Genomic DNA, 26,722 nt, shown 5'->3' with positions numbered 1-26,722 from the left:
GTCCGGCGGGACGGCGGCGCCGCCCGGCGGCAAGGGCTTGACCGACGTGTCGACGCCGTCGGTGGAGCGGTTGTTGTTCAGGAAGTCGGTCAGGGCGTCGCCGGACGACAGGTCCAGCGAGGCCACCGCCTGGCCCGGCGGGAATTCGGAGAAGTAGTATTCGCCGTTGTCCACCAGCAGGCCGTCGGGACGCGCGGCGGGCTTGGTTTCGGGGACGCCCTTCAGGACCGGCTGCATGTAATCCAGCCAGGTGCTGAGCGCGAGACCGCTGCCGAATTCGTTGGTGCCCAGCGACTTGGGCTGATCAAAGCCCATCCAGACCGTGGTGGCCAAGTTGCCCGAAAAGCCCGAGAACCACACGTCAACGGCGTCGTTGGTGGTGCCGGTCTTGCCGCCGACGTCATTGCGCTTGAGCACCTGGTGCGCGCGGGCGGCGGTGCCGTTGACGGTGACGCCGCGCAGGATGTCGTCCATGACCCAGGCGGTGCGCGGGTCGATGGCGCGCGCGGCGGCGTCGCCAGCCACAACGGGCTGGGCCTGCATCAGGACCTTGCCGGCGCGGTCGGTGACGTGGTCGACCAGGTAGGGGGTGACGCGGTAACCGCCGTTCGCGAACACGCTGTAGCCGTTGACGACCTGCAGGGGCGTGGCCCCGCCAGCGCCCAGCGCCAGCGGCAGGACGGCCGGCCAGCGGGATTTGTCGAAGCCGAAGCGGGTGAGGTAGTCCTGCGCGTACTGCGGGCTGATGGCTTGCAGGATGCGGATCGACACCATGTTCTTGGACCGGTACAGGCCCTGGCGCAGGGTCAGCATGGGTTCGTACTGGTTGCCGTCGTTCTTGGGCTGCCAGGCCTTGGAGCCGGTCTGCTCGGCAGACAGCATGAAGGGCTGGTCCGAGATCTGCGTGGCGGGCGTCAGGCCGCGCTCCAGCGCCGCCGCGTACACGAAGGGCTTGATGTTCGAGCCGGGCTGGCGCCAGGCCTGCGTGACCCGGTTGAAGGTGCCGCGGTTGTAGTCGAAGCCGCCGATCATGGCGCGGATGGCGCCGTCCTGCGGGGCCATCGACACCAGCGCCGCCTGCAGCGCGGGCATGTTGATGATTTCCCAGTTGTCGCCGGTCTTGTGGATGTAGACCACGGAGCCGCGGCGGATGCGCTTGCCGTCGGCGGCCTTGGGGTTCAGCGCCCGCGCGACGACGGCCAGCGCCTTCTTGTCCGAGATGGTGATGACGTCGCGCGCGCTGCGCGCGACCGTGACTTCAGTGGGGCTGGCGGCCAGCACCACCGCGGCAAGCAGGTCTTCGCTGTCGGGCGTCTTTTCCTGCACGCCGTCCAGGATCTCGTCCAGGGCCTGCGCGTCCTTTTCAATGCCGTCGGGCAGGTCGACCTGGTCTTCCGGCCCGGGGTACACCGCGCGGCGGGTGTAATCCAGGACGCCGTCGCGCACCGCGCGGTAGGCGGCTTCCTGCGCCTTGGAGTCGATGGTGGTGTAGACGTCGATGCCCTTGGAATAGGTGTCTTCCTGGAACACGCCGTACATCAGTTGCCGGGCCAGTTCGGCCGGGTAGTCGCCATGCACCGCGAAGCCGCGCGTGCTGGCGCCGTCCGCGCCGCGCACCGTCAGGCGTTCCTTCAGGGCTTCGTCCGCCTGCTCGGGCGTCAGGTAGCCCAGCGTCTTCATGCGGCCCAGCACGTAATGCTGGCGGATTTCCGCGCGCGGGAAATTGGTGATGGGGTTGAAGCGCGACGGGGCCTTGGGGATGCCCGCCAGCATCGCAGCTTCGGCCGGGCTGACTTCGGCCAGCGGCTTGCCGAAATACGTGCGCGACGCGGCCGCGAAGCCGTAGGCGCGGTGGCCCAGGTAGATCTGGTTCATGTAGAGCTCAAGGATCTGGTCCTTGGTGAGCTCGGATTCGATCTTGAAGGTCAGCAGCAGTTCATAGAACTTGCGCGAATAGGTCTTTTCGGACGACAGGTAGAAGTTGCGCGCGACCTGCATCGTGATCGTGCTGCCGCCCTGCGTCTTGGAGCCCTTGACGATGTTGGTCAGCACCGCGCGCGCCACACCCATCCAGTCGACGCCGCCGTGGCTGTAGAAACGGTCGTCCTCGGCCGCCAGCACGGCCTGCCGCATTACGGGCGGGATTTCGTCGAAACGCAGCACGTTGCGGTGTTCTTCGCCGTATTCGCCGATCAGCACCTTGTCCGCGGTGTAGATGCGCAGCGGCACGCGCGGCCGGTAATCGGTCATGGCGTGCAGGTCGGGCAGGCTGGGCCATGCCAGGGCCAGCGCCAATCCGAACAGGACTGCGCCGCACACGGCTGCGCCGGCCGCGGCAATGCCCGCTTTGACCAGGAGTCGTTTCCAGGGAAGGCCCGATTTGCCGCCCGGGGTGGCGGAAGATTGCTGAGGGGTGCTCATTGCAGGCGATTCTAGGGCAGAACGCTATAGACCGACCATCGCGCAATAAGGTTTCAGTAACCAAATCTGCGGACAGGGGGACGGGGCAATCTGCCGGTGAAATAAGGGGACGGCCCGCGGGGGGCGCGAATGCGGCGCCTGTGCGCCGCCAGCGGGCGCTTGCGCCCGATGCGAAGCCTGAACTGTATTGTGCGCAGTCACAAACAGCAAGGCCCGTTGCAGGAAAAGGCCGGGTTTTCAGCTTGTATTCAGCAGGGAAGGCGATTCAGGGACGGATTGCAGATAGCGCTGGGGCGGGGCGCCCAGCGCGCGGTGGAACATGGCCGAGAACGCGCTGGCGCTGCGGTAGCCCAGGTCGGACGCGATCCGCGCCACAGGCACGCCCAGCGACAGCCTGCACACCGCGTCTGCCAACCGCACCTGCTGCACCCATTGGCGGTAATTAAGTCCGAGTTCCGCCTGGAACAGGCGGATGAGCGTGCGCGCGCTGGCGCCGACTTCGCTGCCCCAGTCCTCGATGCCGCGCTGCATACCGGGCTGGTCCAGGATTGCGGCGCAAATGGTCTGCAGGCGGCGGTCGCGCGGCCAGGGGATCTGGATGGGCACGACGCGGGCCGCGGCCAGTTCGGCCAGGATCAGCGCGGCGATCTGTTCAACCCGCCCGCCCAGCGGATAGTCGATGGGCTCTGCGGTCAGGGCCAGGATCAGTTCGCGCAGCAGCCCGCTGACCTCGATCACCTGGCATTGCGGCCAGTAGCCTTGGGCGGCGTCGGCCTGGATATAGAGCGAGCGCATGGACACGGCGCCCACCATGTCCACGCCATGCGGCACGCCCGCCGGCACCCACAGCGCGCGCAGCGGCGGCAGGGCCCAGAATCCGCTGGGCGTGGTGACGCGCATCACGCCTTCGACCGCGTAGATGAGCTGGGCGCGGGGATGGGAATGGGCGCCGGTCTGCGCGCCGGCCGGGAATTCCTTGGCCATGGCGGTGACCACGCGGGGGCGGTGCTGGTAGTCCTGGGCGTCGATACTGCGGGACGGATCGGGCGCAGGGGCGGGGCGGGCGGGCATGGGTGTCACTTCCGACGAAAGGATGACGCGGCGCATAAAGCGAGATCAGCCTATTTTGTCACTTTAGCGACGAAAATTGGCAGATGGTTCCCATGGCGGATTCCTACACTGTCCCCTGGTTCCGGCGTTTGTCCGGCAGGCCCATCCTTTATGTGTGCGACCCATGAATTCCGCCCAGAATCCCGCCGCCGGCATGCCCGGCGCTCCAGCCTCTACCGCCGCGCCTTCCGCCGCGGCGTCCGATCCGTCCACGGCCTTCAAGGTGTTGGGCGCGATCAGCGTGGCGCACCTGATGAACGACATGATCCAGTCGATCCTGTTGGCCATCTATCCCATGCTGAAGGATTCGTTCAGTCTGACGTTCACGCAGATCGGGCTGATCACGCTGGTCTATCAGCTGGCCGCGTCGCTGCTGCAACCCTTTATCGGCTTCTACACCGACCGCCATCCCAAGCCGTATTCGCTGCCCGTGGGCATGGGGTTCACGCTGGTCGGCCTGTTGATGCTGTCGGTGGCGCCGTCGTTCGGCTGGCTGCTGGTGGCGGCCATCCTGGTGGGCACGGGGTCGTCGGTGTTCCACCCCGAATCCTCGCGCGTGGCGCGCATGGCCTCGGGCGGGCGGCACGGGCTGGCGCAGTCGCTGTTCCAGGTGGGCGGCAACGTGGGGTCGGCGCTGGGGCCGCTGCTGGCGGCGCTGTTCATCATTCCGCACGGACAGGGCAGCGTCGCGTGGTTTTCGCTGGCGGCGATGTTCGGCATTGTGGTGCTGGTGTGGATCGGGCGCTGGTACAGCGCCAACCGCGTCCTGCTCAAGCCGCGCGCGCGGCGCGAGGGCGCGGGCAACGGGCTGTCGCGCAATCAAGTGCTGGGCGCCATGGGCGTGCTGGGGGTGCTGGTGTTCTCCAAGTACTTCTACCTGGCCAGCCTGAACAGCTATTTCACGTTCTACCTGATCGACAAGTTCGCGCTGTCGGTGCGCGAAGCGCAGCTCTATCTGTTCCTGTTCCTGGCCGCCGTGGCCGTGGGCACGGTGGTGGGCGGGCCGGTGGGCGACCGGATCGGCCGCAAGATCGTGATCTGGGTGTCAATCCTGGGCGTGGCGCCGTTCACGCTGATGCTGCCGCACGCCAACCTGTTCTGGACCGGCGTGCTGGTGGTGATCATCGGCGTGGTGCTGGCGTCGGCGTTTTCGGCCATCGTGGTTTATGCGCAGGAGCTGGTGCCGGGCAAGGTGGGCATGATCGCGGGACTGTTCTTCGGATTCGCCTTCGGCATGGGCGGCCTGGGCGCGGCGGCGCTGGGCAGGCTGGCCGACGCCACCAGCATCGGCTATGTCTACCAGGTCTGCGCCTATCTGCCGCTGCTGGGCGTGGTGGCCATTCTGCTGCCCCGGATGGGCAGGGCGAAGGCCTGAGCGCCCGCTAGCCCGCGCGCAGCGCCTGCAGACGCGGCAAGCGGTGCTCGATGCCGTCGATGTCGCCCGCGTCGCCATGGTGGATGACGGCGATGCGCGCGCCCCGCAGTTGCGCCAGTTGGTCAGCGTCTACGTCAAAGCTCTTGGCCAGGCGCTGGTCGGAGAGCGGCCGGATCGGCTTGCGGCGGTCCTTGCCGCCGAAGCGGCGGTGGTTGTAGACCGCCCAGGCCACCAGCGCCGCGGCGTTGGCGGCCGCCAGCAGCACATAGCTCCACAGCGTATGCACGGTGGGCAGGAAGACGGGCAGAAGCGGCGCGTCGGGGCCGCCCGCGGCCCCGCGCAGGATCGCCAGGATGCCGGCGCCGAACAGGTAGACAAAGGCGAACCAGCCGATGGCGGTGAGCGCGAGGTCGAGCAGGTAGCCCGCGCGGGAGCGTTGCGTGGTGATGATCATGATGCGTCCGGAGATTTGATGCCGCGGTCGGGGCTGGTCCAGCGCGCGCGCTCGGCCTGCTTGCGCAGCATGACTTTGGGGAAACTGACCAGCGTGGTGAACAGGCTCACCATCCAGTAGGCCAGCGGATACCAGATGACCCAGTAGAGCGAGCGCGCAAGCCCAGGCTCGTAGCGGCGGTCGATCAGGATGCTGACTGCGAATTGCAGCAGGCACACGACCGCCAGCATCATGCCGGTGAAGGCCGGCGGCATCAGGCTGGCGATCTGCATGTTGTTGGGCAGCGTGACGACCTGGCTGATGAGCCACAGCAGCACGGACACGCCGAACGCGAAGGCCCAGGCGGTGGACAGGCAGAACTCCGCCATCAGGGGCCACAGGCGGCGATGGCGCCAGACCCAGATCGAACGCAGGTTCTTCAGGAATACTTCTGCGCCGCCCTGGGCCCAGCGCAGCCGCTGCTTCCACAGACCCTTCAGGGTTTCGGGCATCAGGATCCAGCACAGCCCGCGCGGCTCGTAGAAGATGGACCAGTGATCGCGCTGCAGCTTCCAGCTGATGTCGATGTCCTCGGTGATCATGTCCAGGCTCCAGTAGCCCGCGCGGTCCAGGGCCGCGCGGCGGAACGCGGCGACCACGCCCGACACCGTGAAGACCTGGCCGTATACGCGCTGGGTGCGCTTGATGAGCCCGATGATCGACGAGAACTCGCCCACCTGGATGCGGCCGATCAGCGTGGAGCGGGTGCGGATGCGCGGGTTGCCCGTGACGGCGCCCACGCGCGGATTGTCGATCAGCGGGGCGACCAGGTAGGCGGCGGCATCGGGATCGAGCATCGCGTCGCCGTCGATGCAGACCAGGTACTCGCTGCGCGCCGCCAGGGCGCCCATGCGCAGCGCCATGGCCTTGCCCTGGTTTCTGGCCAGGTGCACCACGCGCAGGCGCGGATGCTCTGCGGCCAGGCGGTCCAGCATCGGGCCGGTGCCGTCGGTCGATCCGTCGTTGATGGCGATGACCTCGATGTGCGGATAGTTCTGGCCCAGCGCGGCCAGCAGCGTTTCCTCGCCGTTGTCCGCTTCATTGAAGCAGGGCACCAGAATAGACACCAGCGGCGAGCCCGCGAGTTCGGGCGGACGCCGTTCGGCGCCCCAGGGCCAGCGCCGCTCCCAATGCCACCAGAAGTAGATGCCGCCCGCCATCCACATGCCGGACATGAACAGGGGGTAGAAGAACACGAAGCCCAGCAGCGCTTCGCCGGTCAGCATCAGGGTGAAGCCGAACGGCGCGCCGAGCACCGCGCAGAGAATCAGCAGGGCAATCAGTCGATCAGTCATTGGAGGGGATACCACGCTTCGGAGATGGCGGGCCGGATGCCTTGCAGCCGGGGCTGGTCTTGCGAGAAGTCGTCGGGGTAGTAGCCGTAACTGCGGGCGCCGCGCAACTGCAGGCGCTTCATCCAGCCGGCCAGGACTTCCGTGTCCACGGGGGTGGCGCCGGGCTTGTCCGGGCTGGTGCGCCAGTCGCGGCTCTGCAGTTCGAAAACGGTCCTGGACAAGGCGCCGGGGCGGCGGGCGATGGTGTCGACCATCGCGTCCAGCCAGGCGTTTTCCTTGCCTCGCGGCACGTTCTCCATCAGCGGCATGGCCATGGGCGCGGTCCAGTCGTAGGCGCCCAGGAAGTCGTCCAGGTTCTGCGCGAACCAGGTCTCGCTGTCCGGATTCAGGATCGGCTGGGCGTAGATGTTGCGGGCCGTCTTGATCTGCGGGCCGCGCACGGCGCGCACGCGTTCGGTCAGATCGGCGGTGAAGTCGACCAGGACGCGGCTCTTGTAGCGGGTCCAGCGCCGCATCGTGTCCGGGTCCGCGCGCAGCTCGGCGATGTTGCCGGGCAACCCCGCCGCGCGGTAGGCGGCAAGCGCGCCGGGACTGGCGTCTTCAAAGTCCGACAGCAGGGCGTCGTCATGGAACAGGATGCCGTCGAAGATTGCGTAGCGGGCCAAGTCCTCGTACAGGTCGCCGATGCGCGCGCGCGCCGTGGGGTCGAAGGGCGACAGGCGGCGGTACTGGTCCGGGTCCGGGGCCGCCAGCCCGCTTTCCGGATCCCAGCGCGCGACGCGCGGCAGGGACGGGTCCAGGTCGAAGGCCAGCACGGGCATCCAGGCGTAGACCATCACGTTGGCGCGGTTGTGCAACTGCCAGGCGGCGCGGTTGAACAGGTCCGCGCGCATCGGCAGCCAGCGGTTGGGGAAGTACACCGACTTCACCAGGCCGTCGCCTTCGGGGTCCGCGTAGGCCTGCAGAAAGACTGTGTTGATCTGCATGTCCAGAATGCGCTGCACCAGGATCCCCAGGTTGCGGTCGGTCTGCTCCGGGTCCGGGTCGTACACATAGTCCAGGTCGATGTGCGCCACGCGCATGAAGGGTTCGGCCTCCATGCCGACCACGCTGTTGGCAAAGGACTTGAGCGCCGGATCGCTGGCCAGCAGCATGCGCGGCGTCGACATCAGACGGCCCAGGCGGCCGGGGCCGTCTTCCAGCGTCAGGGCAAGCTGGTAGCCGTTCTCGGCGGTGATGCGCAGCGTGGAGCCGCCTTCCGCGCCATACGGCCAGACCCACACGCGCGGCTTCTTGCCGGTGGCTGCGCGGATCTTCTCCGTGATGGCCGCGACGTCGCGCCCCATGCGGGCGTTGAATTGCGCTTCGGTTTCGTACTGGCGGGTCCGCGCGTCGTAGGCGCGGATGGCGGCCGCGGGTTCGGTGTTGCCCTGGGGATTGGCCAGCGCGCCGTAGTGCGAGGCGTCGGTATGCGCCGCGATCTCCACCAGGCCGGAACGAGAGAGTTCGCGGATCTCGTCCCAGTTCAGGAAGCGGTTGCGCGCTTCGGGGCTGCCGCCGAAGTCCACGGGCCGGTCGGCCGGGGTGTCCATCCATACGCCCACGGGAGCCAGCAGCGCGGGCCAGCCGTAGGCTTTCAGGATGGGCAGCACCCGGGTGTGGAAGCTGCGGTAGCCGTCGTCGAACGACAGCAGCACGGCGCGGTCGGGCAACGGTTCTCCGCCCTGGCGCGCGGCCAGGATCTGGTCGACGGATACGGCCTGATAGCCGTTGGCGCGCAGCCAGGCCAACTGTTCGGCCAGCCTGTCGGTGCGCACGCTGAGGAACGCCTGGTCGGGGTCGTCATCCTCGACGTCGTGATAGGCCAGGGCCAGGAATTGCCCCTGCACCCAGGGCTTTTCGGCCGCGGCGACGGGGCGCTCGGCGGGGGGCGTATAGACGGGAATGTCCTTGGCGCAGGCCGTCAGCAGCAGGATCAGGAGCAGCAGCAGGCCCGCCAAGGCCAGCCGGATAGGGAGTTTGAGCATCATGTCGGTTCCGGGGCCGGAGTCAGAAGCGGTAGGCAAGGTCGAACACGATGCGCAGTTCGCGTTCGCGGTCGCCGTCGTAGGGGCGGCTGGTGCCGGTGATCATCGCGCCCATGTCCAGGACGTCGTTGGCGCGGTAGCGCTGGCCATAGCCCAGGGCGATCACGCCGCCCGTGCCGTAGCCCCGCTGGCTGTAGGCGCCTGCGCCCAGCGTGCCGATCTGTTCCCACGCGGTTTCGTAGCGGCGGTAAAGCGTGTGCGTCACGCGCACGCCGGGCAGGGCCATGAAGTCGGCGCTGGGGTTGAAGTAGGGCGCGCCGTCCCGCGTATTGCGCTGGGTCGACAGGCCCAGCTCCAGGTCGGCTTTCAGGTGCGGCGCGGTGTAGACGCGTTCGCGCCCGCTCAGGCCCAGTTCCCAGCGGCTGTTGCCGTCGCTGAAGTGGGAGGGCGCGGCCGACAGCGTCCATTCGCGCCGCTCATTGGCGCGCCAGCGCACATACATCGACAGTCCGTTGGACGAAATGTCGTTGGTCAGCGCGCGCAGCGGCGTGTCGCGCGACATGACCGCCGCCGAGCCGCCCACCTGCCAGTGATCGTCCAGGTCGTAGGCGGCAGACAGGCGCACGCCCGGCTTGACGCCGTGGCCGTAGTCGTTGGTGGAGACTTCGCCTTCCACGGTCAGATCGCGGCCGCGCCATTGCGCGCCCGTGCGCAGCCAGCGGTAGTTGCCGCGGCCTTCCTCGAAATCGCCGGCGGCATAGCCGCCGCCGCCGAAGACGCGCCAGTTGTAGTCGATGGGAGAGGAATACAGCACGGCGTCGATGCCGAAGTCGCCATTGCCGGTGACCGGGCTGTCGTTGGCCAGGCCCCGGTAGCCGGTGATCACCAGTTCGGCCTTCTGGTGGACTTGCCATTCGCGGGCCAGCCGGCGGCTGGTCAGGTTCTCGGGGGATCGGGCCAGCGTGTCCGCGGATAGCGCCTCGGCCTGGCGCCATTCCTGCAGGTCTAGCGCCGTGAAGCCTTGGCCGTTCTCGACGGCAAGGCCGCGCGGCGCCAGGGTCTCGGCCATTTTCAGTTCGATTTCCGAGGCGCGCGGCAGGGACCGGGCTCGGTACACGGTGGCCAGATCGGCGCGCAGCCCGGAATTATTGGGGGCGCGTCGAACCATGTCTTCCAGGCGTTGCTGGGCGTCGACGGTGTCGTCGGCCTGCAGGCGCGAGGCCGCTACGGTCTGGCTGCTTTCCAGGTTCAGGTCGTTGGGCATGCGCGTGGCCTGGCCCTTGTAGTAGAGCCAGGGCGCGTAGTCCGACCCGACCGCGTCCGTGATCGCGCCGGTCTCGTCGTACTGTTCGCCTTCGGCCAGCGCGTAGTACAGGCCGGTTTGCGTCGCCAGGCGCTGTTCGGGATCGTCGTTGCGGAGCGCGTCGTCGGCGGCCACCTGCCGGTAGAGGTCGCGGGCGCGCTCGGGCTGGCGCAGGTACAGGTAGGCGGATGCCACGTCGTTCAGCGCATAGCGCGGCACCTGGACGCCTTCCGCCAGCAGCGCCTCGTATTCCTGGATCAGGTCCTGCATGCGCACCCGGGCATGCAGGGCATGCAGGCGGTCGATGCGGGCGCGCAGCACGTCGTCGCGGGCTTCTTCGCCCAACGGGCTCCAGGCGGAGATCGCGGCGTCGTACCCGGCCAGCGCCCGGTCTGCGATGGCGATGCGCTCGGCCTCGCTGCGCGCGGGCATGGCCGCCAGCCGCGCCTGCTGGGCCAGCGCGTCGGCTTCCAGGCCGCGCATCTGGCGGGCGTCGAACAGGCCGGCGTGGCGGCGCGCCAGTTCCAGCGCCACGTCGGCCATGCGGGCGTCTTGCAGCGCAAACACGTATTCGCGCAGGACGTAGGGCGTGCCGGGGGCGCTGTCCAGCGCCTGGTCCGCCTGGTGCAGCGCCTCGAACGGCATGCCTTGGCGCGCATACACGTAGCTGAGCGCGAGGCGCGAGTCGGCGTCGCGGGGGCGGCGCTTGAGCCAGCGTTCGCCAGCCTGGGTGGCCGCGGCGAACTGGCCGGCGTCGGCCAGCGTCATGATTTCCCCGGCCGCGAAGGCGGATTGGGCCGGGTGGCGGCGCAGGCCGGCGCGATAGCTGTCCAGCGCCTCGGGCCAGCGCCGAGCGTCGCGATAGGCCCGGGCCACGGCCAACTGGACTGACGCGGGCAGGGCGGCGCCAGCGGGCAGGGTTTCATAGGCGGCGATGGCTTCGGCCGGCCTGCCGGCCCAGCCGGCGATGACGATGTGGTCGTGGACGGCTCGTTCGCCGGCCGCCGGGCCTTGCTGGCGCAGCATCGCCAGGGCGGGTTCGTAGTCTCCGGCCCGGGCGCGTTCGATCAGCGCGTCGTAGTCGCCGGCCGGCTTGGCCAGGGCAAGCGCCGGGGCCAGCACGGCGCAGGCCGCCATCAGGTTCAGGCTCGATCCGGCGGCGCGAGGCCGCTTCGGTCTTTGGTTTGGCATCTGTAGCACTTCCGCAGTTGCGATTCTGGGCGCCCATGAGCCCGCCTCCCGCAAAGGAGGGCGTCGCCGGTTGGGGCCGGCGGCGGCCGCGGGCGCGCAAAAGGCGCCCGTGGCTCGGGACTGGACGTTTGGTTTTGGGGACTGCGCGGCGCCCGCTGCGGGGACCTTCGCACTCGCGCTATCGGGAGTGCATGGCTAGTACGCGCCACGCCCGTGGGGCGTGATCGCGGCGCTCTGGCGGCGCCGTCGACGGGGTGAACTTTATGGGTTTTTCCCGCATTTAACTGTCAATTACTGCAAAGGGTCATCACGTAGCAGCGGCCTTGGCGTATTCTTCGTCGCATGCCGTGCAATCGTCTTGGCGCGGGCAGTAGAGGTTCATGACGAACAGACGCGCGGCGCCCGGAGGGGCGATCGCGCCGGGAGTTCTTTTCGTCGTTCTGGTAACAAAAAGCATCAAAAATGCTTACGTGTAACGCGATTCCTAGTGCGAACCCAGTGCAATCTTTAAGAAGGCCGGGGCCCAGAAGGCCCGGGCCGACATAAACCATGACGACTACCTTGTTTTTTCTCATATGGGGACTGGCTACAGCGCTTGCGCTGCCGTTGCTGCTGCCGTTCCACGCTCGCGGGGTGGAGGGCGCGCCCGCGTTCACGGCGGCGAACGCGCTGGCCGTGCTGTCATTGCTGGCTTACGCGTCGGCCGAAATCGTTCCACCCGCCGCCTATGTGATGGTGTCGAACGCGGCCTGGGCCAGCGCGGCGGCGCTGGTCTACATCGGCGTGCGGCAGTTTTTCAAGCTGAGTCCCCATGTCCTGCGCAGCGCCGTGCTCTGTACGCTTTGCTCGATTGCACTCGCGCTGATGCTGTACCGCTATGACAGCCTTCTGGGGCGCTTTGTGGTGTTCTCCGCATATACCTGCCTGATGATGTCGGCGACGGCGGTGGTCATCTTCCAGCAGCGCAAGCGCATCCAGACGAACGGCGTGGTGCTTTACCTGATGCTGGCGCTGCTTGGCCTGGCAAGCCTGCATGCGCTGCGCGTGGTCGTCTACGGGACCGGGCTGGAACCGGCGGTTTCCCTGCTGCAGCCGTCGCGCTGGGGCCTGTTCTTCATCGTTTGCGGGTCGGTCACGGTGCCGGGGCTGTTCCTGGCGCTGCTGCTTCTGATTCAGACCCTGCAGGCCGAAAAAATGCAGGCCGCGCTGACCTTCGACAGCCTGACTCAGGCGTATTCGCGGCGCAGCATCCTGGACGAGCTGGAGCACGAGCTCCAGCGCTGCCAGCGCACGGGCGGCAAGCTGGCCGTGCTGGTGCTGGACATCGACCATTTCAAGTCGATCAACGATCGCTATGGCCATGCGGCCGGAGACACCGCGCTGCGCCACTTCTCGCGCGTCGTGCAGAACGCGGTGCGCGCCAGCGACCGTTTCGGCCGGCTGGGCGGCGAAGAGTTCGTGCTGCTGATGTACGACTGCGACCCGGCCCTGGCGCTGGTGCAGGCGCAGCGAGTCTGCGACGCCTTGCGCGACACGCCCCTGTATCTGCAGGGGCTGGAAGTGCGCATGACCACCAGCGGCGGGCTGGCCTCGTATCAGCCCGGCGATACGGCCGACGTGATCCTGGCCCGCGCCGACGTGGCCCTGTACCAGGCCAAGGCGCTGGGGCGCGACCGCGTGGAGATGGCGCGGAGCGGACGCGGCGCGGCGCGCCCGGGCGACGGCCACGCCGCCGCCCCGGTTGCCCTGGAGGAAACGGCGGGCACTACGGCTTGAGGTGTTCCGTCAGGAACTTTTCCATGGCCTCGTAGAACTCGAACTTGTTCTCGTCGTTGTGGAAACCGTGGCCTTCGTTGTCCTTGACCATGTATTCCACGTCGACGCCGCGGGCCTTGAGCGCCGCGACCATCTGGTCGCTCTCGTCCTTGTTGACGCGGGGATCCTTGGCGCCCTGCGCCACGAACAGCGGCGTCCTGATCTTGTCCGCATGCAGCGCGGGCGAGGTCGCGGCGAGGCGTTCGCGGTCGCGTTCGGGGTCGCCCACCATGTCCTGCATCTTGTCCAGCATGGGCTTCCAGTACGGCGGGATGGACTTCATGAACGTGAACAGGTTGGACACCCCCACGTAGTCGACCGCCGCCGCGTACAGGTCCGGCGTAAACGCCACCCCGGCCAGCGTCGCGTAGCCGCCGTAGCTGGCGCCGTAGATGCCGACGCGCTTCGGATCGGCGATGCCCTGCTGCACCAGCCACTGCACGCCGTCCGTGATGTCGTCCTGCATCTTCAGGCCCCATTGCCCGAAGCCGGCCTCCCAGAAGTCGCGGCCATAGCCGGTGGATCCCCGGAAGTTCATCTGCAGCATGCAGAAGCCGCGGTTGGCCAGGAACTGAACTTCGGGGTTGTAGCCCCAGCCGTCGCGTGCCCAGGGGCCGCCGTGCGGGTTTACGACGCAGGCGAGATTCTTGGGCGGACGGCCGGCGGGCAGCGTCAGGTAGCCGTGGATGGTCCGGCCGTCGCGGCTTTGGTAGCTGATCGGCTGGACCCGCGACATATCGGCCTCGGGAATCGCCGGATTCAGATCGGCCAGCTTGGTCAGCGTGTCCGCCGTGGCGTCGTAGATGTAGCGCGAACCCGGCGTGCGGTCGTTGTACGCGGCCACGATGAACTTGTTTTCGTCGCGGTTCGCGCCCTGGATGACGAAGTCGTAGCCGGCCAGGCGGGCCGTCAGGGTCTTGTTCAGCGCCTCGGTTTCGGCGTCGAAGAATTTGTATTGCGGCTTGTCGGTCTGGTAGGACGCCAGCGTCAGCACGCGGCGCTTGCGCGAGAACGCCGCGCCGTCCAGGTCGACCAGGTTGGGCGTGAAGATGACTTCTTCGGCGTCGGGATTGGCGGGGTCGATGACCACCAGCGACAGCTTGTCGCGGCCCCGGTTGCTCAGGGCGTAGAACTTCTTGTCGTCGAAGGTGAAGAACGCCGGGCTGACGCTGGTGCGGTAGTCGGTGGTGATGAGGGGCCGGAACTCGGAGGCTTCATCGTCGCGGTAGAGCAGGGTGGTGTTCAGCCCGTCGCTGGCGACGGCGGCGCGCACCTTGCCCGCGTGGTCGGTCTGCCAGCCCACGATGTTGCCCGGATTCTGCGCCACCAGCACGGCCGCGCCGGTGTGGACGTTGACGCGGTAGACGTCGAAAACTTCGGGGTCGCGCTGGTTGTGGCTGATCAGGACGTGGTCGGGGTCGTCTTCGAGGTCGTCCTCGATGCCCGCGCGCACGCCTTCATAGGGCGTCAGGTCTGTGATCTTGCCCGTTTTGGCGTTGACGGCCAGCACGTGGAAGTTCTCGTCGCCGCCGAAGTCCTTCTGGTACAGCACCACGTCGGCGCCCTTCCAGAAGTAGTTGCTGATGTCGCGCGCGGTTTCGCTGGTCAGCTGGCGGGGTTCGCCCACCAGCTGGCTGCCCTGCAGGGGCTGCACGTAGATGTTCATGCGCGCGGGGTTGCCGTCCACGCTGGTGGGCTGCATGAAGGCCAGCGTCTGGCCGTCGTCCGACAGGCGGAAGTAGCCGCGCTCGGGATTGCGGAAGAAGTCTTTCAGGGGATAGGCGCGGGGAGGCGGCTGCGTGGCGCAGGCACCCAGGGAGGCGCCGACGATGCCGGCAGCCAGGACGGTGCGCAGGAATGAGAACAAGGGAAACCTCCGTGATGTCGATCCGCGTTGCGATGGGCGCGCTCGGGACGATGGCGGCGGCCCGCCAGTCGGGGCGGGCTGTCCGGCGCATGTGCCGGCGGCTCGCCGATAATGCCATAGCCGCGCGGACGGTGTCGAACCGGTCCCGCTTATGCAGTCCGGCCGTTTGCGGGATAATCGCGGCTATTCATCTGGAGATTTACATGTACAGGAATCTGGTCGCGGCATCGGCGCTGGCGCTTGGCCTGGCGGGCTGCTCGATAGGCATCTCGCAGGACGGTTCGTCGCCGCACAGCGAATTCAAGGATGTGCCCGTGGCCTTCAAGGACGCCTTCGATGCGGCGATCCGGCAGTCCAACGGGTGCCTGCGCGGCACCGACAATGCCTATCGTGTCGTGCCCGACCTGAACGAAAGCACGCAATCCGGCGTCGTGCGGGTGCTGGCGCCGTTTTCGGACAATGAAATGTCGCGCGTCGACCTGAAGGCGACCGGCCCCAAGACGACCGACGTGCGCATCGTGATGTGGGGCAAGAGCACCTGGGACGGCGCGGCGATGCAGGCCATGCAGAACGCCATCTACTATGGCCTGGTGTCGTGCAGCGCGTACATGCCGCTGGATCCGCGCCCGAAGGTCAAGCCGAAGCGCGACCTGCCGGATTGATGTCCGGCCCTTGCGGGGTCAGTCGCCGCCCGGACGGCGGCGGATGATCTTGAAGGTGGCGGTGGCGCGGGCCACCAGTTCGCCATCGGCGCGCCGAATATCGCCTTCACAGAAGGCGATGGAAGCGCCACGGCGCAGGCAGCGGGCCTCGATGACCAAATCGCCCGTGCCGGGCGACAGGAACGTGGTGTTCATGTCGATGGTGGCCATGCCCTCGGTGGCGTCCGCCGACCCGCGGGCTGCGGCGCTCAGGGTGAAATCCAGGACGCTCATCAGCGTGCCGCCATGCACGTCGCCGCGGCTGTTGGTCAGGTCCTGGCGCCAGGGCAGCGTGGTGCGCGCGTAGGCCGGCGCGATGCTCTCGGGCACCAGGCCGATGAAGTGCATGAAGGGAATGGTCAGGCCGAAGTAGTCGGTCGTGTGGGATGCGGGTGCAGTCATGGAACCGTTGTGGGCGGGAATGGGTAGCGGGTTGTTGCCGGTCATAATATATGTTTTTGCCACGGAACCGAGGTCATGACCGGGCAGGAGACGACGCGCTCTCCGCGCAAGATCGTCCATGTGGACATGGACGCGTTCTACGCGTCCGTTGAACAGCGCGACAACCCGGAATTGCGCGGCAAGCCAGTGGTCGTCGCCTGGACCGGCCCGCGCTCGGTCGTGTGCGCCGCCTCTTACGAAGCGCGCCGCTTCGGCATCCATTCGGCCATGTCGGCCATCAAGGCCGAGCGCCTCTGTCCGCACGCCATCTACGTTCCGCCCGATTTCAACCGCTACCGCGACGTGTCGCGCCAGGTCCGGCAGATTTTCGCCCGCCACACCGACCTGATCGAACCCCTGTCGCTGGACGAGGCCTACCTGGACGTCACGGTCAACAAGTGCGGGCTGCCTTCGGCCACCGAGGTGGCGCAGGTCATCCGGCAGCAGATCCGCGAGGAAACCGGCCTGACCGCGTCGGCGGGCGTGGCGCCAAACAAATTCCTGGCCAAGATCGCGTCCGACTGGAACAAGCCGGACGGCCTGTTCGTCGTCCGGCCCAACAAAGTGCTGGCCTTCCTGGAGCCCCTGCCGGTGCGCAAGGTGCCGGGCGTGGGCAAGGTGACGCAGGCGCGCCTTGAACAACTGGGCATCCAGACGGTGGGCGACCTGGCCACCCACAGCGCCCAGGAGCTTGAACACTATTTCGGCCGCTACGGCCGCCGGCTGTACGAATTGGCGCGCGGCATCGACGAGCGCGAGGTGCAACCCGACCAGCCGCTGCAGCAGGTGTCGGCGGAAACCACGTTTTCGCGCGACGTGCGGCTGGATGCGGTGGGCGAGGCGATCGACCGCATGGCGGAAAAGGTGTGGGATCAGGCGCTGAAGAAGGGCGCCCTGGGACGCACGGTGGTCCTGAAGCTCAAGACCGACCGGTTCCGCATCCTGACGCGCAGCCAGACCAGCGCCAATCCCCCGGCCTCGGCGGCGGAGCTGGCCGCCCTGGCGAAACTGCTCTGCGAACGCGTGGAACTGCCGCCCGAGACGCTGTACCGGCTGGCCGGCGTGGGGATGAGCAACTTCGCCGACCCGGCGGAGCAGTCGCGCCAGCCGGATCTGTTTGGCGGCGCTTTTTAGGCGCGGCGTGGGGCCCGCCCCGCCGCCCGGCCGCCCGAAGGCGGGGCAGCCCCCTCGGGGGGCAGCAAGCACGCGAAGCGTGCGCGGCGTGGGGGCCCGCCCCGCCGCCCGGCCGCCCGAAGGCGGGGCAGCCCCCTCGGGGGGCAGCAAGCACGCGAAGCGTGCGCGGCGTGGGGGCCTAATTCCTCAGGCCAGACGGGCCTTCACTTGCTGCGACAGCGCCGTCATGTCGGCGCGGCCGGCCAGTGCCTGCTTGAGCAGGGCCATGACCTTGCCCATGGCGGGCGCGCCGGTCACGCCCTGCGCGGCCACTTCGGCCAGCGCGGCGTCGATGGCGGCGGACACTTCCTCGGGCGTGGCGGCCTGCGGCAGGAATTCCTGCAGCACGACCAATTCGGCCTTTTCCTGTTCGGCGGTTTCAGTGCGGCCGGCCTGCTCGAACGCAGCGATGGATTCGCGGCGCTGCTTGACCTGCTTTTCGATGATGGCGGTGATTTCGGCGTCGGACAGGTCGCGGCGCTCGTCCACTTCCTTCTGCTTGACGGCGGCCAGCAGGAAACGCAGCGTGGTCAGGCGTTCGGCGGCCTTGGCGCGCATCGCGTCCTTGACGGAGTCGGACAGGCGGGTCTTGAGCGTAGCAGTGCTCATGGGGAAACCTTTGTGGTGTTGCGGTAAACGGGAAGTGTAAACCGGGCGCGCCGGGAGGCGGCGCGCGGGTGTTTTGATGTCTGCGCTTAAAGATGTATTATAAATATATCTTTAAAAGCGAGCACGATCGCAATACCAAGGAGCAGTTGATGTTGAGCCCCCAAATCCGCGCGCTGGTGAAGGCCACCGCCCCGGTCCTGAAGACGCATGGCGTCGCGCTGACCAAGCATTTCTATGCGCGCATGTTCCAGCACAACCCTGAACTCAAGCACATCTTCAACCAGGCCCATCAGGCCGGCGGCGCGCAGCAGCATGCGCTGGCCGGCGCGGTGACGGCCTATGCCGAACATATCGACGATCCCTCTGTGCTGATGCCGGTGGTGACGCGCATCGTGCACAAGCACGTCAGCCTGGGCATCCGGCCCGAGCACTACGCCATCGTGGGCAAGCACCTGCTGGCCTCCATCCGCGAAGTTCTGGGCGAGGCCGCCACGGACGAACTGGTGGACGCCTGGGCGGCGGCCTACGGCCAGCTGGCCGACCTGCTGATCGCCGAAGAGGCGCGTCTGTATGCGGAATCCGCCAACAAGCCGGGCGGCTGGACGGGCTGGCGCGCGTTCAAGGTGGTGGGCAAGCAGCCGGAAAGCGCGGAGATCACGTCTTTCTACCTGGCTCCGGCCGACGGCGGCGAGGTTCCGGCGTACCGTCCCGGCCAGTATGTGTCGGTGCGCGTCTATGTGCCGGAACTGGGCCTGATGCAGCCGCGCCAATACAGCCTGTCGGACGCGCCCGGCCAGCATCGCCTGCGCATCTCGGTCAAGCGCGAAGCGGCGGGCGACCAGACGCCGGCGGGCCGCGTGTCCAACGCCCTGCACGACCGCCTGGAAGAGGGCGGCGTGCTGGACGTGGCGCCGCCGCAGGGCGATTTCTTCCTGCGCGAAGACGGCGAGGCGCCGGTCGTGCTGCTGAGCGGCGGCGTGGGGCTGACGCCCATGGTGTCGATCCTGAACCACTTGGTGAGCGCCAACGACGACCGCCAGATCCGCTTCGTGCACGGCTGCCGTAATCGTTCGGTCCACGCCATGCGGGACCACGTGAACGAGATCGCCGCTACGCGCGCCAATGTGCGCAAGGCGGTGTTCTACGAGGAAATCGGCCATGGCGACCAGGCCGGCCGCGATTACGACCACGCGGGCCGGGTCGACCTGCACGCCATCCGCGACGAGGCCATCGTGCCGGGCGCGGATTACTACCTGTGCGGTCCGGCCGCCTTCATGCGTGCTCAGCGCGAGGCGCTGCTGGGCCTGGGCGTGGCCGAAGACCGCATCCACGCCGAGGCGTTCGGCACCGGCGGCGTCGCCGCCTGACAGGTGTATCCTGGCGGCCTGATGTTTCCGGGCCGCCCGGTCCGCCCTCCACCCAGCCATGCAACTGACCCGATTCACTGACTTCGGCCTGCGCGTCCTGATGTACCTGACGCAATGCCGCGACCGGTCCGCCGCCGTCACGATCCCCGAGATCGCGGACCGCTTCGCCCTGTCGCGCAACCATCTGGTGAAGGTGGTGCATTTCATGTCGCAGCGCGGGTGGGTCAGCACGTCGCGCGGCAAGGGCGGCGGGCTGAGCCTGGCGCGTCCGGCCACGGAGTACCGGGTGGGCGACCTGGTCCGCGAACTCGAACAGCAGGGGCCGCTCATTGATTGCCGCGAGCCTCCCTGCGCGCTGGACGGCGTGTGCCGGCTGTCGGGCGTGCTGGCGCAGACGCTGCAGGCGTTCTATGACGCGCTCAATGGCTACACGCTGGCCGACCTGGTGCGCGAACCGACCGCCGCCGCCATCATCAAGCTGCATCGGGTCGCCTGATCCAGGCACATGAAGTTTGGTTATGGCCCCTGCGCCGATTGGCATTTGCCGGCGCGGCCGCGCACGTTACAAAATTAACGCCTTCGCGGTTTCATTTGGATAACGGTATGCGCGTTTGCGTAATCGGCGCCGGCGTCGTGGGTGTCACGTCAGCCTATTTCCTGGCGCGTCAGGGACATGACGTGGTGCTGGTGGACAGCCAGGCCCGTCCTGCCGAGGTCTCCAGCTACGCCAATGGCGGCCAGCTCAGCTACAGCTACGTTGCGCCGCTGGCCGGCCCCGGGGTGCTGCCCAGTGTGCCGGGCTGGCTGCTGCGGCACGATTCGCCGCTGCGCTTCCGGCCGCGGCTGGATCCCCACCAGTGGCGCTGGTGCCTGCAGTTCGCGCTGGCCTGCCGCGCGTCCGTGGCCAACGCGTCCACCGCCCAGCTGCTGACCCTGTCGTATCTCAGCCGTGATGTGATGCATTCGCTGCTGGAACAGGAAAACCTGGATTTCGGCCATCTCAAGAACGGCAAGCTCATCGCGTACCGCAGCGCCGAATTGCTGGACAAGGCGCGCGCCCTGGTGGCCTACCAGGCTGCGCACGGCGCCGATCAGCAGGTGCTGGACGCGGCGCAGACGGTGGCGCGCGAACCCGCGCTGGCCGGCATGGGCGCCAGCCTGGCGGGCGCCATCTATACCCCCAGTGAAGAAGCGGGCGACTGCCGCCAGTTCACCGAAGCGCTGTTCGACCGCCTGCAGACCATGGGCAACGTGCAGTGCGTCATGTCCAACCCGGTGTCGGGCCTGCAGCGCGAAGGCCGCCGCATTGTCGCCGTCAACAGCCGGGACGGCGATATCGGCGCCGACGCGGTGGTGCTGGCCACTGGCGTCGGCACGCGCGCGCTGCTCAATCCCCTGGGCCACGACGTGCCGCTGTATCCCCTGAAGGGCTATAGCCTGAGCGTGCCGCTGGCGGACGACGACACGATCGCGCCGCGCATCAGCGTGACCGACTACGAGCGGCGCATCGTCTACGCCCGCGTCGGCGGCGTGTTGCGGATTGCGGCCATGGTCGACATCGGCAGCGACAACGCCGACATCGACTCGGCGCGCATCGGCCTGCTCAAGCGCCAGGTGCTCGAAGCCTTCCCCGGATTGGATCTGCGCCAGGCCATTCCCTGGGCCGGGCTGCGTCCGGCCACGCCCACGGGCAAGCCCTTGATCGGACGCAGCCACGCGGCCGACAACCTTTGGCTGAACATCGGCCAGGGCGCGCTGGGATTCACGCTGTCCTGCGGCAGCGCGGCGCTGCTGACCGCGCAGATGGGCGGCATGGAATTGCCGCTGGACGCCGCGCCGTTCAAACCCTGACGGCGCGGGGAATGTCCATTTTGCGATAGCGTCTGCCTTTTCGTCGGCAGACGGGCTGGCCGAGGCTCAATAGGATAGCGGTCATCCCCCCGCGCGAAGCCGCTTTTCAGCGGCTCGGGCGAGGGGGAACCATCCGCATCCTTCGAGCGAAACCGCCATGTCCTATCTGTTTCCCCTGTTCGCCATCCTGTTCTGGGCGGGCAACGTCATCGTGTCCAAGATGGCCGCCAGCGCCATCTCGCCAACCGCCATCACGTTCTATCGGCTGCTGCTGGCGCTGTTCCTGATGGGCCTGTTCACGGCCCGGCCCGCGTGGCGCAACCGCAAGGTCATTCTGCGGCACTGGCCCAAGCTGGCGCTGTACGGCGCGCTGTCGGCGGCCGTATTCCAGGCGCTGTCCTACCGCGCGGCCGAAACCACGACCGCCACCAACATGGCCATCCTGACGGCCCTGATCCCGCTGCTCAGCATGCTGCTCAGCGTCGTGATCCTGCGCGATCCGCTCACGCTGGGCATGGCCGCCGGCGGAGCGCTGTCGTTCGTGGGCCTGCTGTACCTGGTGGGGCAGGGCGACATGCTGAGCGTGTTCCAGCACGGCGTCCATGTGGGCGACGGCCTGATGCTGCTGGCGGCGTTGTCCTATGCGCTGTACGGCGTGCTGCTGCGGCACTGGAAGGTGCCGGTTCCGGCCTGGCAGTCCACGTTCGTCCAGTCCATCTTTGCGCTGATCTACATACTGCCGCTGTACTTGCGCGTGCCGGCGGCGCAGGCGGCGCTGGACGTAAACACCGTGCCGCTGATCCTCTACGCAGGCATTTTCTCGTCGGTGCTGCTGTCGTACCTGTGGATCGAAGGCGTGCAGCGGCTGGGGCCCAACCGCTGCAGCATCTTCATCAACCTGCTGCCGCTCTTTACCGCGCTGGCCGCGTTCCTCATGCTGCGCGAACAACTGCATGGCTATCACCTGATCGGCGGGGCGGTCACCCTGGCCGGGGTGCTGCTGGCGCAGACGGTGCAGCGGCCGCTGTTCGGCGCGGGCCGCGCCCTGGCGGCAGGCAGGGCCTAGCGCGCCGCCATAGACGCGGGGGCGATTCACGGGCGTTCAAGACATTCGCCCGCCGCGACCGCATAGTGGCCATCTTTGAACGGGATGGCCATGAGCATTTTCCAGAGAACCACGATTGCGCTGGCGCGCAGCCCGGCAGCCGGCAGGGCGATGCGGGCGATTGCGGACCGCAGCTCGCTGGCGCGCCGTTTCGTCGGCGGCGCCGACCTGCCGGCCGCGCTGCGCACCGCCGTCCGCCTGCGGGAAGCGCATGGCATCCGGGTCTCGCTGTTCTACCTGGGCGAATACGTGGCGGACCGGGGCGCCATCGAGCACAACGTGGCGCAGGCGATTGGCGCGTGCCGCGGGCTGGCCGAAGCCGGCCTGGATGTCCATGTGTCCGTCGATCCCACCGCCATCGGCTACATGCACAGCGACGCGCTGGGCGAGGACAACGCGCGCCGCATCGCCACGGCGCTGCGGCCGGCGGCGACAGGCGGGCGCGACGGGATGATGCTGGACATGGAAGACGCAGGCATCCGGGACCGCACCTGCGCGCTGCATCGGAACCTGCTTGAAGCCGGTCTTCCCGCGGCGCTCACGCTGCAGGCGCGGCGGCGGCGCACGCCCGAGGACCTGGCCTGGGCGATTCGCCAGCGCACGTCCGTGCGGCTGGTCAAGGGCGCGTTTCCCGAGCGCGCGCTGGATCACGCGGGCCGCGCCCGCATCGACCAGGCCTATCTGGACGCGGCGTCCATCATGCTGTCGCGCGAGGCGCGGGAATCGGGCTTCTATCCGGTCTTCGGCACCCACGACGACCGGCTGGCGGGCGCCATCATGGATCTGGCCCGCGAACGCGGCTGGTCCGCGGACGACTTTGAATTTGAAATGCTCTATGGCGTGCGGCCCGACTGGCAGCTGGCGCTGCGGGGATTGGGCTATAACGTCAGGGTCTATCTCCCGTTCGGCGCGGACTGGTGGCCGTACGCCATCCGCCGCGTGGGAGAAAACCCTCGCAACGCGTGGCTGCTGGCCCGTTCGCTCAAGTCGGACGGGCGCTACTTCGGATAGCCGCGAAGGGCTGGCCCAACATGGCGGTTTCTCAACATATCTGGCATTGCGGCGCCGGCCTGCCCGGCGACGTCCTGATCGCGGACCTGCGCGCCTACCGCTATGCGCCGCACTTTCACGACGCCTGGTCCATCGGCGCCGTCGAGCAGGGGCGCTGCGATTTCACGGTGCAGGGGGAATCCCACGCTGCGAACGCGGGCGACCTGGTGGTGATCGCACCGGGCCAGGTCCATACCGGCGGCACGTCCGCCGGACCGCTGGCATACCGCATGGCCTACATCGACCCCGCCTGGTTCCAGGACCATGAACGCGCGTTGTACGCCCAGGGCGCCCGGTTCGCCGGGCCGGTCATCGCCGATCCCGGGCTCTGTGGCCGATGGCTGGAAGCGCTGGCGCCCGAAGACATCCCGCCCGCACGGGGGCGCGAGCGCATTTCGGCCGCCCTGTTCGGCCTGCTGGCCGCGCACGCCAAAGCGCGGGAAGCCATGCCCGCCGATGAATCCGCAAGCGAATCCGCCGACATGGACGACGTCTGCGCCTTGCTGCGCCAGCGCATGGCCGCCGATCCCGCTTGCGCGCCGGACCTGGAAACGCTGGCCCAGGCGCAGGACCGGCACCGCACGACGCTGGTCAAGCAGTTCGCCCGGCGCTACGGCCTGCCGCCGCAGGCCTGGCTGCGCAACTGGCGGGTGGCGCGGGCCCGCGCGCTGCTGCGCGCGGGCTTGCCGCTTGCAGATGCGGCGCAGGCGGTGGGCTTCGCGGACCAGGCGCACCTGACCCGCGTGTTCAAGCAGATCTACGGCAGCACGCCCGGCGTGCTGGCCAGGGCCGACGCCTCGGATTCCCAGACGGTGCGGCTGCGGGGCGTCTCGATCCGGTAGTCCGAGTACGTGCGCGTGAAGAATTCCCGGCCCAGCTGCTCCGCCGCTTCCAGCGGCCGCCGGGGATCGCGCGCGACTTCGCCCCGCCGGTTGCCGGCGCCGTGCACGTAGCCGACGAAGTCGGAATGGGTGTAGCGCGCGTACTCCTGCACCTGGTGAACGATGCCCAGCGCCGCGCCCGGATAGGTCTCTTCCGAGGCGACGGCCAGGCCCAGCCGCTTGCCGGTCATGCGGGCCATGACCCGCTCCGGTTCCGGGCCGGATCCGGCGTAGTGGGTGAATGAGCGGTCAAAGAACGCCTTGGTCTGCGCGGACATGCCATACCAATAGATGGGCGTGCAGATCAGCGCGCCGTCGGCCGGCAGGAAATGCTCCAGAAACAGCTCCGCGTAACGGTCGGCGGGTGCGCCCGCACGCCGCAGGTCCGGCAGGAATCCCTGAATGTAGTCGTCCAGGAACAGCAGCGTCGCCAGCGTGCCCGCCGCGTCGGCGCCGCGGCGCGCGGCCTCGCCCAGCGCGGCGCTGTTGCCGTCGCGGCGCGGGCTGCCCACCAGGATGAGCAGGCGCTTTGATTGTTGACTTGAATTCATGTCTGGGTCCTTGGAATGGATGAATAAGCCACGATATTGAGCTTTGGGAAGACCCGCGACAAATGACGATTCCTTCATTAAGATGAACTGAATTCATCCCAGGAATCCGGCCATGTTCGCCACGCTCCCCGTCACCGCGCTGCGCACGTTCGAGGCGGCCGCCAGGCTGCGCAGTTTCAAGCTGGCCGCGGCCGAACTGTCCGTCACGCCAACGGCGGTCTCGCACCAGATCAAGGCGCTGGAGCGTCATGTGGGATGCGCGCTGTTCGACCGCGTGCCGCGCGGCGTGCGCCTGACCGACAAGGGCGCGCGCCTTTTCGCCGGCGTGCATGGCGCCTTGCTGGACGTGGCGCAGACGCTGGACGCGCTGCGGCCCGAGCCCGTGTCGGGCGCGCTGACGGTATCCACGACGCATTCGTTCGCCGCCTTGTGGCTGGTGCCCAGGCTGGGGCGTTTCCACCAGGCCTGCCCGCAGTACCAGTTGAGGCTGGACGCAGCCGCGGACACCGTGGATCTGCTGCAGGACGCCAGCGTGGATGTCGCCATCCGCTACAGCAGCCAGCGTTATCCGGCCCTGCACGCCGCCTGCACGCTGCCCGAATGGTTCGGCGTGTACGGGGCGCCGGCGCAGGTGGCGCTGGCGGGCCGGCGCGCGCCCGCGCTGGTGACCGTGCGCTGGCGGGATTCAGATCTGTACGACCAGGGCTGGCAGGCCTGGTGCCAGGCGGCCGGCCTGCCGGCGTGGCGCCGGCCTGTTTCCGAGCATGCCTATGAGGAAGAGCACTACGCCCTGCAGGCCGCCATCGCGGGTCAGGGCCTGGTGCTGGCCAGTTCGGTCATGGTGTCGGACAGCGTGGCCGCCGGGACCCTGGCGCCGTACCGGCCGCAGGTCCAGGTGCCCGGATCCGCCTACACCGCGCTGTGCGCGCCGGGACGCGAACGCCATCCGCCCGTCAGGGCTTTTCTGGCGTGGCTGCGCAAGGAATTCCAAGCCGGCCAGCGCGGATCCTTGCCGGGATCGGCCGGGCGTCAGGCGTCGCTCGGCAAGACCCGCCAGTTATAGTCAGGGAAACTCAGCGGAGCCTTCCGGCCGTGAATCGATTCCATGAAATGACGGTATTCCTGGCGGTGGCCGATGCGGGCGGCTTCGCCGCGGCCGCGCGGCGGCTGGAGATGTCCGCGCCCACCGTCACGCGCAGCGTGGCCGCGCTGGAGCGCCGCCTGGGCGCCTTGCTGCTGGTGCGCACGACCCGCAGCCTGCGCCTTACCGAAGCCGGACAGCGCTATGCCGCCGATTGCCGGCGCATCCTGGAAGAGGTCGAGCAGGCCGACGACGCCGCCGCAGGCGCCATGGCCGCGCCGCGCGGCGCGCTGGCCATCACCGCGCCCGCGCTGTTCGGCGAATTGCACGTAATGCCGGCGGTGCTGGGCTACCTGCGCCAGCATCGCCAGGTGTCGGTCCGCACGCTGCTGGTGGACCGCGTGGTGAACCTGCTGGATGAGGACATCGACGTCGCCGTCCGGATCGGGGCCTTGCCGGATTCTTCGCTGACCGCGGTGCCGGTCGGGCACGTGCGGCGGGTGGTCTGCGCATCGCCGGATTTCCTGCGCGTCAATGGCGTGCCGGAAGACCCCGAGGCGCTGCATCGCTTCTGCACGATCACGGCCGCCATGGAGGGCAGGGGGCCGCAATGGCGCTTTCTGCAGGACGGCCAGATCCGGCGGCTGAACGTGCAGTCCCAGCTGACGGTGACGTCGTTCCAGGCGGCGGTCATGGCGGCGCGCGAGGGCTGGGGACTGACGCAGGTGGTGTCCTACCAGGTGGCGCCGCACCTGGCCAGCGGGGCTCTGCAGGTGGTGCTGCGCGACTTCGAGCTGCCGCCGCTGCCGGTCCATGTGGTGTATCCCGAAGGGCGCAAAAGCTCGGCCAAGGTGCGCAGCTTCGTGGAGTTCTGCGTCGACGCCCTGCGGCGCGACCTGGCGGCGCTGCCGGCCTGACCGGCTTTATTTCATGTACGGCAAGAGTGTCTTGCCCGCGCCGGCCGTTCTCTTTGTGCGGCGGGCGGCTCAAGATGGAACCTCGATTCCACCCGGAG

General features: G+C 68.2%; 22 protein-coding genes. 12 read left to right on the top strand and 10 right to left on the bottom strand.

Going from position 1 to position 26,722, the window contains the following annotated elements; all coding sequences use genetic code 11:
* The coding region (locus KYC_RS10355; protein WP_008161715.1) for a penicillin-binding protein 1A at positions 1 to 2,421 on the bottom strand (2,421 nt) is incomplete at its 3' end.
* A 237-nt stretch (positions 2,422 to 2,658) separates the two neighbouring features.
* Positions 2,659 to 3,492, bottom strand: a complete 834-nt coding sequence (locus KYC_RS10350) for an AraC family transcriptional regulator (RefSeq protein ID WP_043518083.1) — start codon at positions 3,490 to 3,492, stop codon at positions 2,659 to 2,661.
* A 163-nt stretch (positions 3,493 to 3,655) separates the two neighbouring features.
* Between KYC_RS10350 and KYC_RS10345 the strand changes: the two genes are divergently transcribed.
* Positions 3,656 to 4,906, top strand: a complete 1,251-nt coding sequence (locus tag KYC_RS10345; RefSeq protein ID WP_008161710.1) for an MFS transporter — start codon at positions 3,656 to 3,658, stop codon at positions 4,904 to 4,906.
* Between the two features lie 7 nt (positions 4,907 to 4,913).
* On the opposite strand, the gene pgaD is transcribed toward KYC_RS10345, so the two are convergent.
* From pgaD to pgaA, 4 genes are read right to left on the bottom strand one after another with little or no spacing between them, the layout of a single operon-like run.
* The gene (gene pgaD / locus KYC_RS10340) at positions 4,914 to 5,360 is read right to left on the bottom strand and encodes a poly-beta-1,6-N-acetyl-D-glucosamine biosynthesis protein PgaD (RefSeq protein WP_008161708.1); all 447 of its coding nucleotides are present in this window, start codon (positions 5,358 to 5,360) and stop codon (positions 4,914 to 4,916) included.
* Positions 5,357 to 6,694, bottom strand: a complete 1,338-nt coding sequence (pgaC, locus tag KYC_RS10335; RefSeq protein WP_008161706.1) for a poly-beta-1,6-N-acetyl-D-glucosamine synthase — start codon at positions 6,692 to 6,694, stop codon at positions 5,357 to 5,359. The genes pgaD and pgaC overlap by 4 nt, the downstream gene beginning before the upstream one ends.
* Positions 6,691 to 8,724 (bottom strand): poly-beta-1,6-N-acetyl-D-glucosamine N-deacetylase PgaB, encoded by a 2,034-nt coding sequence (gene pgaB / locus KYC_RS10330; RefSeq protein ID WP_008161704.1) that lies wholly within the window; start codon positions 8,722 to 8,724, stop codon positions 6,691 to 6,693. Before pgaB ends, pgaC begins: the two co-directional genes overlap by 4 nt.
* Before the next feature lie 19 nt (positions 8,725 to 8,743).
* On the bottom strand, positions 8,744 to 11,215 hold the full coding sequence (pgaA, locus tag KYC_RS10325; protein WP_100148282.1) for a poly-beta-1,6 N-acetyl-D-glucosamine export porin PgaA: 2,472 nt from the start codon (positions 11,213 to 11,215) through the stop codon (positions 8,744 to 8,746).
* 549 nt (positions 11,216 to 11,764) lie between these two features.
* Between pgaA and KYC_RS10320 the strand changes: the two genes are divergently transcribed.
* Positions 11,765 to 12,991, top strand: coding sequence for a GGDEF domain-containing protein (locus tag KYC_RS10320; protein WP_043518055.1), 1,227 nt, complete (start codon positions 11,765 to 11,767; stop codon positions 12,989 to 12,991).
* Here the strand turns inward: KYC_RS10320 and KYC_RS10315 are convergent.
* Positions 12,981 to 14,897 carry a S9 family peptidase gene (locus KYC_RS10315; protein ID WP_008161699.1) on the bottom strand — a complete coding sequence of 639 codons (1,917 nt, stop codon included), beginning with the start codon at positions 14,895 to 14,897 and terminating at the stop codon, positions 12,981 to 12,983. The genes KYC_RS10320 and KYC_RS10315 overlap by 11 nt on opposite strands.
* A gap of 203 nt (positions 14,898 to 15,100) precedes the next feature.
* Between KYC_RS10315 and KYC_RS10310 the strand changes: the two genes are divergently transcribed.
* A complete protein-coding gene (locus KYC_RS10310; RefSeq protein ID WP_008161695.1) occupies positions 15,101 to 15,559 on the top strand; it encodes a BPTD_2524 family lipoprotein in 459 nt (152 codons plus the stop codon).
* 18 nt (positions 15,560 to 15,577) lie between these two features.
* On the opposite strand, the gene KYC_RS10305 is transcribed toward KYC_RS10310, so the two are convergent.
* Positions 15,578 to 16,000, bottom strand: a complete 423-nt coding sequence (locus KYC_RS10305; protein ID WP_043518081.1) for a PaaI family thioesterase — start codon at positions 15,998 to 16,000, stop codon at positions 15,578 to 15,580.
* Positions 16,001 to 16,075: 75 nt separating this feature from the next.
* Between KYC_RS10305 and dinB the strand changes: the two genes are divergently transcribed.
* On the top strand, positions 16,076 to 17,173 hold the full coding sequence (dinB, locus tag KYC_RS10300) for a DNA polymerase IV (protein WP_008161691.1): 1,098 nt from the start codon (positions 16,076 to 16,078) through the stop codon (positions 17,171 to 17,173).
* A 186-nt stretch (positions 17,174 to 17,359) separates the two neighbouring features.
* Here dinB and KYC_RS10295 read toward each other — a convergent pair whose 3' ends face one another.
* The gene (locus KYC_RS10295) at positions 17,360 to 17,821 is read right to left on the bottom strand and encodes a GatB/YqeY domain-containing protein (protein ID WP_008161689.1); all 462 of its coding nucleotides are present in this window, start codon (positions 17,819 to 17,821) and stop codon (positions 17,360 to 17,362) included.
* Between the two features lie 149 nt (positions 17,822 to 17,970).
* Here KYC_RS10295 and hmpA point away from each other — a divergent pair, with 149 nt between their 5' ends.
* The 6 genes from hmpA to KYC_RS10265 all read left to right on the top strand — a co-directional run bounded on the left by hmpA (position 17,971) and on the right by KYC_RS10265 (position 24,036).
* Entirely contained in the window at positions 17,971 to 19,188 is a 1,218-nt protein-coding gene (hmpA, locus tag KYC_RS10290) for an NO-inducible flavohemoprotein (protein WP_008161687.1), read from the top strand.
* Positions 19,189 to 19,246: 58 nt separating this feature from the next.
* Entirely contained in the window at positions 19,247 to 19,684 is a 438-nt protein-coding gene (locus KYC_RS10285) for an Rrf2 family transcriptional regulator (protein WP_008161686.1), read from the top strand.
* Between the two features lie 107 nt (positions 19,685 to 19,791).
* A complete protein-coding gene (locus tag KYC_RS10280) occupies positions 19,792 to 21,039 on the top strand; it encodes a D-amino acid dehydrogenase (RefSeq protein WP_008161684.1) in 1,248 nt (415 codons plus the stop codon).
* 157 nt (positions 21,040 to 21,196) lie between these two features.
* The gene (locus tag KYC_RS10275; protein WP_008161683.1) at positions 21,197 to 22,105 is read left to right on the top strand and encodes a DMT family transporter; all 909 of its coding nucleotides are present in this window, start codon (positions 21,197 to 21,199) and stop codon (positions 22,103 to 22,105) included.
* A gap of 90 nt (positions 22,106 to 22,195) precedes the next feature.
* On the top strand, positions 22,196 to 23,155 hold the full coding sequence (locus KYC_RS10270; RefSeq protein WP_008161680.1) for a proline dehydrogenase family protein: 960 nt from the start codon (positions 22,196 to 22,198) through the stop codon (positions 23,153 to 23,155).
* A 20-nt stretch (positions 23,156 to 23,175) separates the two neighbouring features.
* Positions 23,176 to 24,036, top strand: coding sequence for a helix-turn-helix transcriptional regulator (locus KYC_RS10265; RefSeq protein WP_008161679.1), 861 nt, complete (start codon positions 23,176 to 23,178; stop codon positions 24,034 to 24,036).
* Here KYC_RS10265 and KYC_RS10260 read toward each other — a convergent pair.
* Complete coding sequence (locus KYC_RS10260; RefSeq protein WP_043518054.1) at positions 23,952 to 24,626, bottom strand: NAD(P)H-dependent oxidoreductase; 675 nt, start codon at positions 24,624 to 24,626, stop codon at positions 23,952 to 23,954. The two genes, KYC_RS10265 and KYC_RS10260, sit on opposite strands and share 85 nt — an antisense overlap.
* A gap of 112 nt (positions 24,627 to 24,738) precedes the next feature.
* Here KYC_RS10260 and KYC_RS10255 point away from each other — a divergent pair, with 112 nt between their 5' ends.
* Both KYC_RS10255 and KYC_RS10250 read left to right on the top strand, forming a co-directional pair.
* Positions 24,739 to 25,689, top strand: a complete 951-nt coding sequence (locus KYC_RS10255) for a LysR substrate-binding domain-containing protein (RefSeq protein ID WP_008161675.1) — start codon at positions 24,739 to 24,741, stop codon at positions 25,687 to 25,689.
* Between the two features lie 47 nt (positions 25,690 to 25,736).
* The gene (locus KYC_RS10250) at positions 25,737 to 26,624 is read left to right on the top strand and encodes a LysR family transcriptional regulator (protein ID WP_008161673.1); all 888 of its coding nucleotides are present in this window, start codon (positions 25,737 to 25,739) and stop codon (positions 26,622 to 26,624) included.
* Positions 26,625 to 26,722: the final 98 nt, after the last annotated feature.

The sequence above is a fragment of the Achromobacter arsenitoxydans SY8 genome (assembly GCF_000236785.1).
Classification (GTDB): domain Bacteria; phylum Pseudomonadota; class Gammaproteobacteria; order Burkholderiales; family Burkholderiaceae_B; genus Achromobacter; species Achromobacter arsenitoxydans.
This window is presented reverse-complemented; position numbering and strand designations above follow the sequence as displayed.

Excerpts from the sequence above, each read along its gene's own strand:
- KYC_RS10350 (WP_043518083.1), bottom strand. The coding sequence starts at position 3,492 with ATGCCCGCCCGCCCCGCCCCTGCGCCCGATCCGTCCCGCAGTATCGAC.
- KYC_RS10345 (WP_008161710.1), top strand. The coding sequence starts at position 3,656 with ATGAATTCCGCCCAGAATCCCGCCGCCGGCATGCCCGGCGCTCCAGCC.
- pgaD (WP_008161708.1), bottom strand. The coding sequence starts at position 5,360 with ATGATCATCACCACGCAACGCTCCCGCGCGGGCTACCTGCTCGACCTC.
- pgaC (WP_008161706.1), bottom strand. The coding sequence starts at position 6,694 with ATGACTGATCGACTGATTGCCCTGCTGATTCTCTGCGCGGTGCTCGGC.
- pgaB (WP_008161704.1), bottom strand. The coding sequence starts at position 8,724 with ATGATGCTCAAACTCCCTATCCGGCTGGCCTTGGCGGGCCTGCTGCTG.
- pgaA (WP_100148282.1), bottom strand. The coding sequence starts at position 11,215 with ATGCCAAACCAAAGACCGAAGCGGCCTCGCGCCGCCGGATCGAGCCTG.
- KYC_RS10320 (WP_043518055.1), top strand. The coding sequence starts at position 11,765 with ATGACGACTACCTTGTTTTTTCTCATATGGGGACTGGCTACAGCGCTT.
- KYC_RS10310 (WP_008161695.1), top strand. The coding sequence starts at position 15,101 with ATGTACAGGAATCTGGTCGCGGCATCGGCGCTGGCGCTTGGCCTGGCG.
- KYC_RS10305 (WP_043518081.1), bottom strand. The coding sequence starts at position 16,000 with ATGACTGCACCCGCATCCCACACGACCGACTACTTCGGCCTGACCATT.
- dinB (WP_008161691.1), top strand. The coding sequence starts at position 16,076 with ATGACCGGGCAGGAGACGACGCGCTCTCCGCGCAAGATCGTCCATGTG.
- KYC_RS10295 (WP_008161689.1), bottom strand. The coding sequence starts at position 17,821 with ATGAGCACTGCTACGCTCAAGACCCGCCTGTCCGACTCCGTCAAGGAC.
- hmpA (WP_008161687.1), top strand. The coding sequence starts at position 17,971 with ATGTTGAGCCCCCAAATCCGCGCGCTGGTGAAGGCCACCGCCCCGGTC.
- KYC_RS10285 (WP_008161686.1), top strand. The coding sequence starts at position 19,247 with ATGCAACTGACCCGATTCACTGACTTCGGCCTGCGCGTCCTGATGTAC.
- KYC_RS10280 (WP_008161684.1), top strand. The coding sequence starts at position 19,792 with ATGCGCGTTTGCGTAATCGGCGCCGGCGTCGTGGGTGTCACGTCAGCC.
- KYC_RS10275 (WP_008161683.1), top strand. The coding sequence starts at position 21,197 with ATGTCCTATCTGTTTCCCCTGTTCGCCATCCTGTTCTGGGCGGGCAAC.
- KYC_RS10270 (WP_008161680.1), top strand. The coding sequence starts at position 22,196 with ATGAGCATTTTCCAGAGAACCACGATTGCGCTGGCGCGCAGCCCGGCA.
- KYC_RS10265 (WP_008161679.1), top strand. The coding sequence starts at position 23,176 with ATGGCGGTTTCTCAACATATCTGGCATTGCGGCGCCGGCCTGCCCGGC.
- KYC_RS10260 (WP_043518054.1), bottom strand. The coding sequence starts at position 24,626 with ATGAATTCAAGTCAACAATCAAAGCGCCTGCTCATCCTGGTGGGCAGC.
- KYC_RS10255 (WP_008161675.1), top strand. The coding sequence starts at position 24,739 with ATGTTCGCCACGCTCCCCGTCACCGCGCTGCGCACGTTCGAGGCGGCC.
- KYC_RS10250 (WP_008161673.1), top strand. The coding sequence starts at position 25,737 with ATGACGGTATTCCTGGCGGTGGCCGATGCGGGCGGCTTCGCCGCGGCC.